The 14,252-nt window shown below is 38.4% G+C and carries 13 protein-coding genes and 2 tRNA genes; 10 read left to right on the forward strand and 5 right to left on the reverse strand.

The genetic code is table 11. The annotated features are described in order from the left end of the window. Window positions 1-126 precede the first annotated feature (126 nt). A complete protein-coding gene (locus B4A24_RS14095; RefSeq protein ID WP_293945835.1) occupies window positions 127-990 on the forward strand; it encodes an SDR family oxidoreductase in 864 nt (287 codons plus the stop codon). A 242-nt stretch (window positions 991-1,232) separates the two neighbouring features. Beyond that, window positions 1,233-2,072, forward strand: coding sequence for a helix-turn-helix domain-containing protein (locus B4A24_RS14100; protein WP_293945779.1), 840 nt, complete (start codon window positions 1,233-1,235; stop codon window positions 2,070-2,072). On the opposite strand, the gene B4A24_RS14105 is transcribed toward B4A24_RS14100, so the two are convergent. Further along, on the reverse strand, window positions 2,053-2,313 hold the full coding sequence (locus B4A24_RS14105) for a hypothetical protein (RefSeq protein ID WP_293945780.1): 261 nt from the start codon (window positions 2,311-2,313) through the stop codon (window positions 2,053-2,055). The genes B4A24_RS14100 and B4A24_RS14105 overlap by 20 nt on opposite strands. Window positions 2,314-2,517: 204 nt before the next feature. On the opposite strand from B4A24_RS14105, the gene B4A24_RS14110 reads away from it, so the two are divergent. Continuing rightward, complete coding sequence (locus B4A24_RS14110; protein WP_293945781.1) at window positions 2,518-2,907, forward strand: hypothetical protein; 390 nt, start codon at window positions 2,518-2,520, stop codon at window positions 2,905-2,907. Window positions 2,908-3,051: 144 nt separating this feature from the next. Here the strand turns inward: B4A24_RS14110 and B4A24_RS14115 are convergent, their stop codons facing one another. After that, window positions 3,052-4,668, reverse strand: coding sequence for a RagB/SusD family nutrient uptake outer membrane protein (locus tag B4A24_RS14115; protein WP_293945783.1), 1,617 nt, complete (start codon window positions 4,666-4,668; stop codon window positions 3,052-3,054). A gap of 11 nt (window positions 4,669-4,679) precedes the next feature. Continuing rightward, the gene (locus B4A24_RS14120) at window positions 4,680-7,625 is read right to left on the reverse strand and encodes a SusC/RagA family TonB-linked outer membrane protein (RefSeq protein ID WP_293945785.1); all 2,946 of its coding nucleotides are present in this window, start codon (window positions 7,623-7,625) and stop codon (window positions 4,680-4,682) included. Window positions 7,626-8,026: 401 nt separating this feature from the next. Here B4A24_RS14120 and B4A24_RS14125 point away from each other — a divergent pair, with 401 nt between their 5' ends. From B4A24_RS14125 to gwsS, 7 genes are all read left to right on the forward strand, one after another. Continuing rightward, a complete protein-coding gene (locus B4A24_RS14125) occupies window positions 8,027-8,803 on the forward strand; it encodes an ABC transporter ATP-binding protein (protein WP_293945787.1) in 777 nt (258 codons plus the stop codon). 1 nt (window position 8,804) lies between these two features. Beyond that, the gene (locus tag B4A24_RS14130) at window positions 8,805-10,484 is read left to right on the forward strand and encodes a hypothetical protein (RefSeq protein WP_293945789.1); all 1,680 of its coding nucleotides are present in this window, start codon (window positions 8,805-8,807) and stop codon (window positions 10,482-10,484) included. A gap of 341 nt (window positions 10,485-10,825) precedes the next feature. Beyond that, entirely contained in the window at window positions 10,826-11,041 is a 216-nt protein-coding gene (locus B4A24_RS14135; RefSeq protein ID WP_172396536.1) for a TIGR04139 family peptide modification target, read from the forward strand. A gap of 98 nt (window positions 11,042-11,139) precedes the next feature. After that, window positions 11,140-11,367 carry a TIGR04139 family peptide modification target gene (locus B4A24_RS14140; RefSeq protein ID WP_293945792.1) on the forward strand — a complete coding sequence of 76 codons (228 nt, stop codon included), beginning with the start codon at window positions 11,140-11,142 and terminating at the stop codon, window positions 11,365-11,367. 114 nt (window positions 11,368-11,481) lie between these two features. Next, window positions 11,482-12,384, forward strand: coding sequence for a grasp-with-spasm system ATP-grasp peptide maturase (gene gwsG, locus B4A24_RS14145; protein ID WP_293945794.1), 903 nt, complete (start codon window positions 11,482-11,484; stop codon window positions 12,382-12,384). Window position 12,385: 1 nt separating this feature from the next. Beyond that, window positions 12,386-12,583, forward strand: a complete 198-nt coding sequence (locus B4A24_RS14150; RefSeq protein WP_293945795.1) for a hypothetical protein — start codon at window positions 12,386-12,388, stop codon at window positions 12,581-12,583. Further along, a complete protein-coding gene (gene gwsS / locus B4A24_RS14155; protein WP_293945796.1) occupies window positions 12,580-13,668 on the forward strand; it encodes a grasp-with-spasm system SPASM domain peptide maturase in 1,089 nt (362 codons plus the stop codon). Before B4A24_RS14150 ends, gwsS begins: the two co-directional genes overlap by 4 nt. Before the next feature lie 88 nt (window positions 13,669-13,756). On the opposite strand, the gene B4A24_RS14160 is transcribed toward gwsS, so the two are convergent. Both B4A24_RS14160 and B4A24_RS14165 read right to left on the reverse strand, forming a co-directional pair. Further along, window positions 13,757-13,830 (reverse strand) — tRNA-Met (locus B4A24_RS14160). A gap of 292 nt (window positions 13,831-14,122) precedes the next feature. Further along, a tRNA-Met gene (locus tag B4A24_RS14165) sits at window positions 14,123-14,196 on the reverse strand. Window positions 14,197-14,252 lie beyond the last annotated feature (56 nt).

The following is a 14,252-nucleotide window of genomic DNA, read 5'->3' on the forward strand; positions in this document are numbered from 1 at the left end:
GCCTTAGTACCTATTCCTGATGTTTACCATAAGTGCTTCGACCAATTCCTCACTTTTTACTACTGCTTTTATTTTCATTAAATTTATGTAACTTAAATCATACAAAAAAGGAAACAAGATATGGGCATGCTAAAAGAAGATTCATTAAAAGGCAAACGTATTTTAATTACAGGTGGTGGCACCGGGTTAGGAAAAGCGATGACGGACTATTTTTTGGAATTAGGTGCCTCTTGCCTGATCAGCAGCCGAAAGGACGATGTGATTCAACATACAGCACAGGAATTATCCGACAAGCATCAAGGGAAATGTTTTGCCATCGCAGGGGATGTACGTAATTATGAAGATGTAGAGCGTGTAGTTGCTTATGGGTATGAGCAATTGGGAGGAATAGACATATTAATTAACAACGCTGCGGGAAATTTTATATCTCCCACCGAACGCCTGAGTCATCGTGCTTTTGAGTCCGTTATTGGAATCGTTCTTCAAGGTAGTATTAATTACACATTAGCGTTGGGTAAGCGCTGGATTGAAAATAAAGACCAAAACAAAACGGTATTGAGTATCGTAACTACCTACGCCTGGACAGGTTCAGGATACGTAGTTCCTTCGGCTACCGCTAAGGCCGGTGTATTGGCTATGACAAGATCTCTTGCTGTAGAGTGGGGCAAGAAAGGAATACGTTTAAACGCTATTGCCCCGGGGCCTTTCCAGACTTCAGGTGCAATGGAACGCCTACTCCCAGGTGAATTGGGCGAACTTCTGTCGCCCACCAAGCGGATCCCTTTGGGACGCCTAGGTAAATTAGACGAACTTGCAAATCTCGCCGCTTATCTAGTATCCGACTATTCGAGCTACATCAATGGCGATGTGATAACAATAGATGGTGGAGAATGGTTAAAGGGTGCTGGCGAATTTAATGGCCTGGACATTATTCCCGAAGAACAATGGGACAACATTGAGAAAATGACACGAAACGCAAAAAGCACTTAATGACGTTCCCAATTCACAAATATCCATTGTTTTTCTTAAGAATCGAAAGATACAAACCAAAATAACGATGTTTGGCCTTTCGATCAGCTGAATATCAAGGTTACGGCTCGCAAATATTAGACAGCAAATATTATTTACGCGTATATCAATCAAGATGTTCACGACATCATTGTTATCTTTTAAATAAAAAGAACCACGGTACTAATTGATCAATAGTCCATAAATAAAATTTACGCACGCATATGAATTTATCCTTCCTCCCTGAAAAAATCAAACATAAACAAAAAATTAATCTTCGTGGACTAGGTTTTGATTTTGCCCTGGCTTATATCGCAGAAGGCGTGCTAGTATCGAAAAATAGCGGCGCTAAATTTCTGAAAGAAAATTTACTGTTCCTGAATACCGCCTCAGAAATACTTGAAACTAAGAAAGATTCCAGTGTCTATATGTTATATTTTTCAAGCCATTACTTTAAAGATCTGCATCATATACAGCAAAATTTCTGTCTTTGCTACAATCCACAGGAGATTTTTAATTCGGAAACACTGCAAAATAAAAGTCTATCCCTAAAAAAAGACAACCGGAAATTAATAGAAAAAGTGTTCTCGTTGATTTATCAGCAGGGAGAATCTGAAGATGTAGCAAGCTCCACGTTTGTCTTCCACCAAGTGATGTCGTTGTTCGCGATCATCGAAAATATATTAAAGGAACTGAATCTCCCAATCAGTGAGTCTCGCGAAATGGACAAGGAAATAGAGGCCTATATCCAGCAAAACATCTATTTCCCCGAAAAACTACAGATTAAAAATATTGCAGATCAATTTCAGATTTCAGCAAATTATTTCGGCGCATTTTTTAAGAAGAAATATCAGAAAAGTTATAAATTCTATATAGATGATATCCGTATTCAACGTATTGAAGAAAGGCTCGCCTCTAGCCAATACACGATGAAACAGATCGTGGATGAGTTAGGTTTTAATGACGAAAGCCACCTGACCAACTTTTATAAGAAGAAAAGACATACTACACCAAGCGCTTACAAAAAATCCAAAAAATATTTGGTCAATGATCAAGCTGAATGACTCCGTTGAGGTCATTATTTAATGAACGTTGGATTGCTTCGTCCAGAATCAATATCTTTTGTCCCTGAACTATGTTCTCTTTTGTACGATCCTCCTTAGCTTGCTCAGAATTGAGCGACTCCAATTTCATAGGGAAATAAATAGGGTTCTCATCCCCTGCTCCCGCTATCGTCAATAGGATATTATACCCCTGTAGACGCAGGCTCTGTAATGTCTGATAATTTAAACGCTTGAAAATCATAGTGGTCAAGATTTACTATTGTTAATTAAACAAAATTATTTTCAATTTGTTTGCAGTATCAGTGTTGATTTATGCTTAAAAGACAAGCTATTTAAAAGGGAGCTCCTATTATTAAAAAAATAAATTCCTCCGCTATTGTAGCACTAAATTTTAAAACCTTTTCCCATTCTACCTGTTCTATTACTATAGATAAATCATAATATTATGGCTAGCACAGAACATAAAAAGACGAAGGGTAAAGTTGAATCCGACGTCCCTGATTCAGAACAGAATCTAGCTTATAACGAAGAGTTGGACAGCTATGAGTTAGACGTTGAGGACAATGACCCAGGCTATGATCATCCGGCAAATTATGATACGCTATCTGAAGGAGCAGTCGACGATGATTCCACTTATGATGACTCAAACCCTTTCGTCGGTGATGAATATGCCGACCGGGATGAGTTAGAAGAAGAAGATCTGGAAGATGCAAGTATGCGCATCGAAACTTTCAAACATGATCGTTTATCGCCATTGGATAAGAAGCTGGCTGAGAATGAGGAAGATTTGCGAGATGATCTTGATGAAGAAGGATATCCAAAGAATGATAGGTAGTTTTTCCGATTATAAAGTAGTTTTGAAAGGAGTCTTCGGACTCCTTTTTTATTGGAAGCAGTCTCCTATATCTTGTTGCAAAACATAGGAGACGCATATTTAACACTTATATACTATTACTAAATTATTGAATCAGCCGATCGATCAATAACCAGGATTTTGTTTGAGGTTCGGGTTTTTATTCCTTTCATCGTTTGGAATAGGAAATAATATTCGTGTTTGCGCATTTTCATGCGGTCGGTGGTTAAACCATGATTTTTTTTGAAACACATTAAAACGGATAATATCTTGACGCCTACGTGCTTCGGCAGCAAACTCCCAACCTAGCTCATCTAAAAACCGCCCAAATTTAATATCTGCACCGCCATTTTCCCCTTTGATGGTTCCGTCCTTTTCCTGCCATCCATAATTATAAACACTACCTTTCAACAGGTCAGTTCCAGTCACTATAGCTTTCTCTGGGTTTGATTTAAAAGAGCGTGTTCTTACTTCAGAAACTAGCAAGGCGGCTTCATTCTCCCGACCCAACCGCAGCAAAGCCTCAGCTTTCATCATCAGCACATCCGCATATCTAAACATCGGATAATCATTATCCAAATTGCTTGTTGCGCCTTTTTTTATGGCATATTTTCCAATTCTGAATCCGGCATTATCAGGCGCAATAGTACCGTCACCACCTATTCCAGGAACCTTTTTTACATAGTTAATGACTTCTACACCCGTCGTAGCATTGTATTGCGCCCCTTGCACCCAGCTATCATAAAAGCGTTGATCGTCAGGATCATAGGTATCGATAAACTGTGGCACAGCACAGTTTCCTCCCCATGGACCAGCCGACATACTGTATACCAGCCGGCTCAGGGGCGACAGCGTTTTCATATGCAATTGATTTCCATGGCCATACACTTCGTCATATGGAACGGAGAAAATAATTTCCGGCGAGCTCTCGTTTACTGCAGAAAATATGTTTTTATATTCGTTATCGAGTCGGAAAGCATTTGACTGTATAATTTCATCCGTTACGGCAATAACCTTATCCCATTGTGCTATTCCAGTATATACCTCCGCATTTAGATAGACCTTGGCGAGCAATGTTTTTGCAGCCCACACATTCATCCGCCCATACATTGGTGCGACATCATGTGATAGCAATGGAATAATTTCATCAAGTTCTTTCACTACAAAATCATATACTTCTTTTCTTGTTTTTTGATTCGGCAATGCCACATCTCTATAGTCCGTTACAATGGGTACATTGCCATGATTATCCAGTAATAGATAATAAGCTAAGGCTCTTGCGGCCCGCAACTCGGCTATTGCAGCTTGAGCGACCTCATCAGGTAGAGGAAGCGATTTTTCTTCGATCTGCATAATTACCATATTAGCTTTGGTGATACTCGAATATGCCTGTTGCCAAGTATTATAAGGCTGCCACTGGACAGCGTTCCAAGTGTGTTGATGCATACGTCTATAAGTTCCACCATCATCCCAGCCATTGGGGCGCACCGGGGTAATAATATGGTCTGCAGACTCTTCCTGCAAGTCAAAATATCCTTGCCATCCAAACATCAACGAGCGGAAAGATGCATAAACGGGAGATACAATAAATGGAAGATCGCGTTCAGAAGGCTTAAAATCTTTCTCCAAAACCTCGGAAAACACCTCTTCATCCAACTTGGTGCACGATTGGAACGATAGAAGTCCGAGCACTCCCGCACCACATAACAATGCGTTATATATAAATTTATATCCTCTTATCATAATAAACGTTTTTAAAATGTAACATTTAGGCCCAATGTGAATGTACGCGTCGTGGGATAACGATCCCTATGCTCGATCCCCGGTGCGAAAGTAAAATCGCCACGGTAACTAGCCGCCTCTGGATCCAAACCTTTATAACCAGTGATAGTCAACAAATTGAGTCCCGATGCATAGACACGAAATTTTTGAATTCCTTTTATGGTATTTGGTTTAAAAGTATAGCCCAAGGTCACATTGTCCAACTTCATAAAGTCTGCATCTTCTATATAATGCGATACATAAACGAGGTCATTTGTCAACGTCTTGCCATATACGGGATCATAAGCTGTTTTGAGTACATTATAGGCTTTATTTATCGGGTTCTCATAATACATCCTTGACATATTAAGAACCTGATGTCCAAATGATCCTCGGAAGCTGAAACTAAAATCGACCTGTTTATAATTAAAATTATTATTCCAACCTACGTTTACATCTGGTATACCATTTCCATAATACTGCCGATCATCTAATGTCGCTTCGCTAATAGGGATAGTTTTCCCTTCTTGGTTTTCTACAAGCCACTTACCATTGTCATCCACGCCAACTGTTTTCCACACATAAAAATCACCAACAGGTCTTCCCACCTCCACCCTGTGCGTGGACATTTGTATAGGTTCACCAGTATATCCGGCTTCAAAGAACGGAACGGTAACATCAAATTGCTTGTTAGAAAGGTTAATCAGCTTATTTTTATTTGTAGCTACCGTCAGCCCTGTCTTCCATTTAAAGTCACCCTTCCGAAGCGCATTTACATTCACCAACGCTTCGAATCCCTTATTGCTCATCTCACCAGCGTTTAGCATCATGCTTGAATATAGATAAGGCGGCGATGGTACATTAAACTGATACAGCAAATCTTTTACCCGACGAGTATAATAATCAAACGATCCATAAACCCGATTATCAAAAAGGCTGAAATCCAATCCTACATTATATTCATTCTTCCTCTCCCAGCGTAAATCCGGATTGAAGTTACGCGTGGGAACAAAACCTGGCACCCATCTTCCATTGATGTACGCTCCTTGTACCCGCTCAAAGTTATAGCTTGTCTGCGACATATAGGAAGCCGATGCAATGGTACCTGTAACACCAAACCCTGCTCTTAACTTCAATTGATTGAAGGCTGTGATGTCCTTCACAAAATCTTCTTTTGCGATATCCCAACCCAGCGAAATAGCGGGAAAACTTCCCCATTTATTATTCGCGCCGAAAGTTGATGAACCTTCTCTACGTATACTAGCCAAAACCATATACTTTTCTTTATAATTATATGATAACCGAGCAAAGAATCCGATGAGCTTCCGATTTTCCTTATAACTTGTCATTTCGGCCAAACCCCGCTGAAGAGCCATGCCCGCTTCAAGCTTATTATACGTGTAGTCATCTGTTGGAAAATCAAAATTGTACGCGTAAAATTGGTCAAAAGTATCATCCTGCCAGCTATATCCACCTAATACATCAATTTTGTGATTATCCAAAGTAGCCGTATAATTAGCGGTAAGCTCCGTGAGGTTTTGTACTGATGACCGTGTATTCCGTGAAGCCGTACCATTTAGATTATTCTTAGTCGTGTTTATGTGATCAAAGGTCGTTGCATTGCCAGATAGATCGTTATTCTGCACCCGCGATAACAACATTTTCAAACTTAGCCCCTTAATAGGTCGGTAATCCAACGATCCGCTCAAACGAGTTTCCCTAAATATATTATCGTCAATGGTCTCGTAAATCATGCCTAAAGGATTGTCATAAAAGTATGCGTCGCGCTCCTGCCATTTTCCGTTTTCGTTATAAATTTGGTCCGTCGGGTTACGGATAATTGCCTGCCTCCACATATATGGCGAAGATCCGCCATTATTACTTTTCGTATTACGACTTATGAGTTGTACATTCGTCTTTAGCTTACCATCAAACATATCATGGTTAAGGTTGGTCCGGATATTCAGCCGATCTTGTCCGCTTTTTAAGAATACCCCCTCCCAGTTCCGATAGTTAATTGATCCTGTAAAATTCGTGCGCGAATTTCCACCAAATAAAGAGATATTGTGATTGTGACTTAGCGGGTTACGAGTCACCTCATCCACCCAATCGGTTTCGCTTCCCAAATCTTGATAGGGAACCCCATCAGCAATCAATCGGCGATAATCACCCGCCCCCATCATTTCTGGTTTCCTAAACAAGGTCTGTAGGCTTGCATACCCGTTGTATTCTATCGTAGTACGGCTTTCAGTAGCTGTATTCCGTCTGGTAGTGACCAAAATAACACCTGCTGTCGCTCGTGTTCCATAGATTGCCGCTGCAGAACCGTCTTTTAATACATCGACAGATTCGATATCTTCAGGGGTCACTGTACTCAAATCACCGGGAATACCGTCAATTATCACTAATGGATCTTGCGATCCGTTGATGGAGTTTAATCCCCGAAGGCTCACCTGCGTTGATTCACCGGGATCACCGCTCGGTGTACTGATCCGCAGCCCCGCGACCTTACCTTGTATTAACTGACCGGCGTCCTTGACTGCCCCTTTTGTAAAATCCTCAGACTTCACACTCGCAATTGAGCTCGTAACCTCTCCTTTCTTCTGTGTACCATACCCCACAACCACTACTTCATCCAGGGCTTCCGATGATTGCTGTAAATGGATATCTAGTGAGACCTGTCCATTTAAAACAACTCGATAAGTTACATAACCTAAAGATGAAACACGGAGAGCATCCCCCTTTTTGTACGAAAGGGAGAACATACCGTCCGATCCTGATGAAGACTTTTCTTTTCTCCCTTCCAACGATAAAGTAGCGCCGACAATAGCCTCGCCTGTGGGACCAGTCACCCGGCCTTTTAAAACCAGACTCTCCTGGGCAAGGAGCGAAAGGCTTACGTTCCACCACAATAGAAGTAGCATAATGACTCTCTTCATAATTTATTTATATTAATAGTTTATAATGAAAACTAAATTAACAAAGTATAAGTGTCATAAATACATATATCTTAACCGAATACAACTAGATTTTAACTTTAATAAAGAGTTGTGCATCTTTCGTATCAGCGTTATTTATATCATTAATACCATTGACATAATGTTAATCACGGAAAGAATTTAGTCGAACCATAGCTTATTCTGATCGACCTATACGAGCGTCAATCAGAAGCGAAGGAATCCGAAACTTCCTTCTGTAGGATAGCGTCAGCCGGCCTTGAAACGTAAAGAAGCTTATTTTAGCGTAAGGAAATACTTAACTTCGCTATAACGGATTTTCAATGAGAAAAGCGTGTACAACTCTATATTTTTCTGTAAGTTTATATGTAAGCTTTAGATATATGGAAAATCAGTCACCTCTTATTCGCATCATTGACCTAAAAAAATCATACGGAACAAAAGAAATTTTAAAAGGGATCAATCTGGATATATTTCCGGGCCAGGTCATCGGCTACATAGGCCCCAATGGAGCAGGAAAATCTACTACAGTCAAAATATTAACGGGATTGATTGAGGACTTCACTGGTCATGTTGAAATCAATGGCATTGATATTCAAAAAGATCCCCTTTCGATAAAATCCCAGCTCGGATACGTTCCTGAAAATGCGGAGCTCTATGATGTATTGACTCCTATGGAATACCTTGATTTTGTTGGAAAATTATATGGAATGGATGATCATACGCTTCAAGAACGTTCCTTAAAATTATTAAAGGCATTCGGTCTTGCCGCAAACGTCAATAATAGAATGGATACTTTTTCAAAAGGTATGCGCCAAAAAGTGCTCCTGATCGCTGGTATTATCCATAACCCGCAGATCATCATTCTGGATGAGCCCCTCTCCGGACTGGATGCCAATGCCGTGATTTTTGTAAAGGAACTCATATCACTGCTTGCCAAAGAAGGTAAAACTATCTTTTACTGCTCCCATATGATGGATGTCGTTGAAAAAGTTTCCGATAGAATCTTATTGATTAATCAAGGAAGTATCATTGCCGATGGCACCATTAATGAGTTGAAGTCGAATCCTGATGAATCACTCGAACATATATTCGCAAAATTAACCAATACCGATAACGATGCACTTGATGCATCCAATATTATTACTGCTATTCAATAATATGGAAAAATTTATCTTACGATTTATTCTTCTGTTCAAGGGAATTTGGGAAAGCTTAGGAGTCAACTATAGACAATTTAAAATTATTTTAGAAACTAAAATTACCCTAGAGAACAGAAAGCCGATAACATTTAAGAAACGGAATACGGGGAAGTCCTCTTCGTCCAGTTCTATTATACAATTCATCATGTATATATTTATTGGCCTGATGTTTATGGCTATTCTCATACTAATTCCCAATCGGTATCTAGCACTTGCTATTATGTTACTTTGTTTTACCAGCATGCTCAGCATTACCTTGGTATCGGATTTTTCACCTATACTTTTAGACACTCGGGATCAATATATCATTATACCAAAACCGGTCAACGATCGAACAATAGCCTTATCGCGAATAACATTTATCGCCATTAAACTTTTCAACCAGGTTATTGCATTATGTCTACCCGTATTGGTGTACGTTTTATTCAACTGGGATAGTATTGCTATTTTTCTGTTGGTGTTACAACTTCTCTTAAGCACATTAGTGGCGTTGGTTTTCGTCAATGGTTTTTACCTGATTGCCATCAAATATTTACCCATCCAAAAATTTAAAGATATTATTACCTATATACAGATTGGCCTTTCACTGATCATCTTTTTATCCTATTATCTTGGTCCCAATCTAATTCAAACGATCGTTGAATCTCAATTGACGATTGAACAGCTTAAATTCCTTTGGATATTTCCCAGCACCTGGATCGCTTCGTTTCAATCCTTATTTCAGGGCAACCCTAGCTCACAGATTATCCTGTTTTCAATACTTGGCCTAGTTGTTCCTTTCTTTGGAGTCTATGCTTGTACACAATTATTTTCCGGCGGCTTTAATGCCAAAATAGCAGCTCTTGCAAGTCCTGATACACCTTTAACTGAAAATACAAAAGTAATCTCGCAGTCTGGCACAAGAAGACCTTTCTATAAAAAATTGGCGGCTAGTGTATGCGCTTCTCCGCTGGAAGAAGCAGGATTTAGTATTATATGGCTGATAAGCTCAAAAACAAGGGAATTTAAGCAGCAACTCTATCCTTCTTTGGCTTATTTACCCATCTATTTTATCTTTCTATTTTTACGAACCGGAGAGGGGCTACCATTCGCAGAGAAGCTGTTTAAGTTAAAAGCATCTGGGTTATATATTATTATGTTTTATCTTTCACTGTTAACTATATTAACCGTATTTCAGTTGATTACACAGAGTAATAAGTATAAAGCCGCCTGGATCTATTATGTCACTCCAATAGATCATCCGGGGCAATTTATGACCGGTGTCCTTAAAGCTTGTCTCATTAAATACGTACTACCATTTAATATCCTATTTCTATGCGTTTGTATTCCCCTATTTGGTATCGGTTCAATAAATGATTTATTGCTTTCATCGGCGGTAGGTGGGATCGAAAGTATCCTAATCATGCTCTTTCTCGTTAAAAATTATCCTTTTTCCAAAGCGAGCCAATCCAGTTCCAAAGCACTGGTCAACTTATTGATTTTAGGTTTGCTGGGATTTCTGGGCTATCTCCATAAAATTATTTTTCAGCATGAATCATTAATCTGGGGACTAGCAGCACTTGGCTGGATATTATTTTTTATGATGCTCAAGTACATACAAAAAGAAGATTGGAAAAGCTTAGCCTTTGATGACAATTAAAACCGTACAGTATCCATACACGAATTTGACATGCTAGCCCGATTCCTGGGATTATTATCCCTTCAATCCAAACGATAGGACAAATAGTCAAGTCTTAGCCAACAGTTATCCAATAGACTGTTGGCGGACAAATACATTTTTTCAGGGAAGCTGTATAGTTATAAACCGTACAGTATTTATACAATCCTACATATTCTGTCCAACGAATATCACTTAAAAGTGTACGAAAATATAGAAACACTTACCGGATATTTATTCCGTCAGAAGACCTTTCGCTTATTGATTAATTTTAAGTGTGCAAATGATGTGCACATAATTTTTAATCTATAAATTTTAAAAAAATGAAAAAATTAAGCGGAATGAAGAGCTTCTCTTCGTTAGAAAACAAAAAGCTAAATGTTGAAAATCTGCAACGTATTTCAGGAGGTTCGGAATACTCCGAAGTAGCATCAAATTTTTTAAATGAAAGTGGTGCGCGCGACTACGACATCTACAGCAGAGGTCAGTACATCGGTAGACAGTGGGATAATTCGGATTGCCTCAGCAGTTCCTGGTAAAAAAGATGTCAATTCCTTCAAACGGTTTTGACTTACGGATTCACATTTAAAGTGCACATATCATATGCACTAATTTGTTTACTTATAAATTCTAAAAAATGAAAAAATTAGCAGGAATGAAGGACTTTTCCGCTTTGGAAAAGAAGAAAATCGAAAAGGATGTCATTGGTGGATTAGCGATGTCGTCAAGTACAGGTTTCTATGAAATACAATCAAACTTTGTCGACGCACATGGTTGTCGTGATGTAGATGTTTATGATGGCAACGGCGGAGCCTATTTATCGAGAGTATGGATTAGAGAAGGAGCTTTTCCGCACTTCAGTTAATCCACACATCAGGTTCAATTTAAACCTTTACTTAATAAGCTGCTTTTACCTGTAAAAGCAGCTTATACTCTACAAAAAACTATTAATTTCAAGCGTTTTAATATACCCAAAGCTATGATTTTAATCATATCAAAAAATAATGAAGTCACGACAACAGCTGTTATAAAGGAACTTATCGCGATGAACAAGCAATTTATTCGCATTCATGAAGATGAGGTGTTTGATATCAATACGATAAAAAAGAGAATTGTTTTGACAAGTCATCGCAATCAGTTTTTTCTGGACGAAGTCAGCGCTGTGTGGTATAGACGAGGGGCAATCGAATTTAATAGGGTGAGGTACCAAAACCAATCCATCGATCGCTATATGTTTGAAGTACAACATTGGCTCGTGGAATATGTCATCAAATCCTTGGAAGGGAAGAAACACATCAACAAGCAAAGTAATAGCCATGTCAACAAACTATTGGTTTTAGAAAAAGCTAAAGAAGTGGGATTGGATGTACCCGGCTATTTTTTGGCTGAGGATATGGAAGACGTTATCGTCAATCAAACCATCGTAAAGCCCATCTCAGGGACACCAATAATAGATGATATCAAAGAACAACATAACGGAATTATGTATACATCCGTTATTGAGCAAAAGAGTGAGTCGGACTTCTTCATTTCTTTTTTTCAGGATAAAATCGAAAAAGATTTTGAAATACGAAGTTTTTATTTAAACGAAAAAATCTATTCTACAGCCATTATTTCACAAAACGATGAAAAAACCCGAATTGATCATAGAAGGTATAATAGTGAGATCCCCAATAGAAATGTACCGTATAAACTTCCCGCTGAAGTAGAACATAAAATTGACTTATTGATGCATTCCTTAGACCTAAACTGCGGCTCTTTGGATTTTATAAAATCAGCGGATAAATTTTATTTTTTAGAAATTAATGCTATCGGCCAGTTCTTGGGCATGTCAAATGCCTGTAATTATGGTCTAGAAAGAGAAGTAGCAGCATACTTATAATATGGAAGAGAAAATAAAAGACTTGATCACGAAGGAGAAAAACAAACTCCCATTGACCTTTGAGTTTATGGAATTATTTGGCTCCCAAAACTCAAATAATTCAGACACAAATTCATCACGTTATCTCAAATGTTCGACCTATCAAACAGATTACTTGTGGCGCACAAGACCATTCAAACGACTGACGAGATTATTATGAGATTTTTTAATTTATACAGCGACATTTTTATAACTAAAGGATATAATCGCATACTGATTTCTGATTTAGGAAGAAATAGTTCCAAATTATATCCTTTGGAATTATATGAGCTAATAGCGGAATTAAAATCCACTTCTATTGACAGGGTACTCGAAAATTACGACCCCGAGTCAAAAATTATTATCCAGGAGTATTTAGATTATTTACTGGAAAGGGAATATGGTTTTATCACCAAGGAAGATTGGGATAGAAATTTTTCACCCCTATCTTATGAATACCAAGATTATCAACCAATCTCAAATTTATTTATTGAAGTTGAAAAATTAACGATATCCGAAACATTAATCCAATCTATAGCCAACTTAGGTATTAAGCATCTGGCTGTTTTCTGTAGAAGTGCGGCTTCATTACAAGAGCTGATTAGTTTTGACAATGCTTTTGAAAACACACCATTAGAAGGTATGGAGATAACTTCAGCTTATACTACAGAGCTCACAGAGGACTCCTTTGCGCTTCTTCAAAGGCAAAGTCAACGCATCTATCATTTGCAATTTTATCAATGTCAGGAGATTCCTCTAGTCTCAAATACCGAGGGCAGGTTTACGCTAGATTTCACAAAAGATACACTCGCAATTAATTCTTGCGGAAAAGTAAACGTCGCTGACTTCAATACTAATATGCCCAAAGTCTTAGAAGCCATAAATCATAATTCTTGTCTACATAAAAAACTCGGAATTGATGTAGCGGGCAATATCAAAAACTGTCCGGCTTTACCTCAATCTTTCGGCAATATACACGAAATGACCTTGGAACAGGTTTTACGACAGGGTGCTATTCAGCAATATTGGGACATGACCAAAGAGGAGATTATGGTCTGCAAGGATTGCGAGTTTAGAAATGTCTGCACAGACTGTAGGGCTTTTACCGAACGTTCGCATACGAATAAATTAGGGTATGACATTTCAAAACCCTTAAAATGCGGCTATGATCCTTACAGCAATGAATGGTCAGACTGGTCATTGAATCCGCTCAAACAACAAGCCATTGCCTACTATGGCTTTAAACCATTGAATGGAAAAAAATAATTCCCACAGTAGACCTATTTACAGAAAGCTATAATCAAAAAAAGAGGCATATCAGAAATCTAACTGAATTATGCCTCTTTATTTTTAGTAGCGGGGAGCAGGATCGAACTGCCGACCTCAGGGTTATGAATCCTGCGCTCTAACCATCTGAGCTACCCCGCCGTTTCGGTATGCAAATATACCACTTCACCTGTCAATTCAAAAGATTTTTTTATTTTTTTTAACGATTTATCATGTTCAAAAAGCTTTATATAGTACAACAAACTCATTCTTAACGAAGTAAAATATTGTATCCTTCATAAAAAAAGTCGGGATAAGATTTAGGAGAATTTAAATTCAGATAATTAAGAAAAAGCCTTCAACTTTTCACAAAAAAACTTGCAATAACAAAATAAATATGTATTATTACAAATAATAAGTTTATGCAATAAAAAGCAAAATGGAAAGAGATTTGTAGCGGGGAGCAGAATCGAACTGCCGACCTTTGGGTTATGAATCCAACGCTCTAACCATCTGAGCTACCCCGCCATTTTGGGAACGCAAATATAGCTTATTTTTGATTTAAACAAACTAAAATTTAAAAA

The sequence above is a fragment of the Sphingobacterium sp. UBA7249 genome (genome assembly GCF_002472835.1).
Classification (GTDB): domain Bacteria; phylum Bacteroidota; class Bacteroidia; order Sphingobacteriales; family Sphingobacteriaceae; genus Sphingobacterium; species Sphingobacterium prati.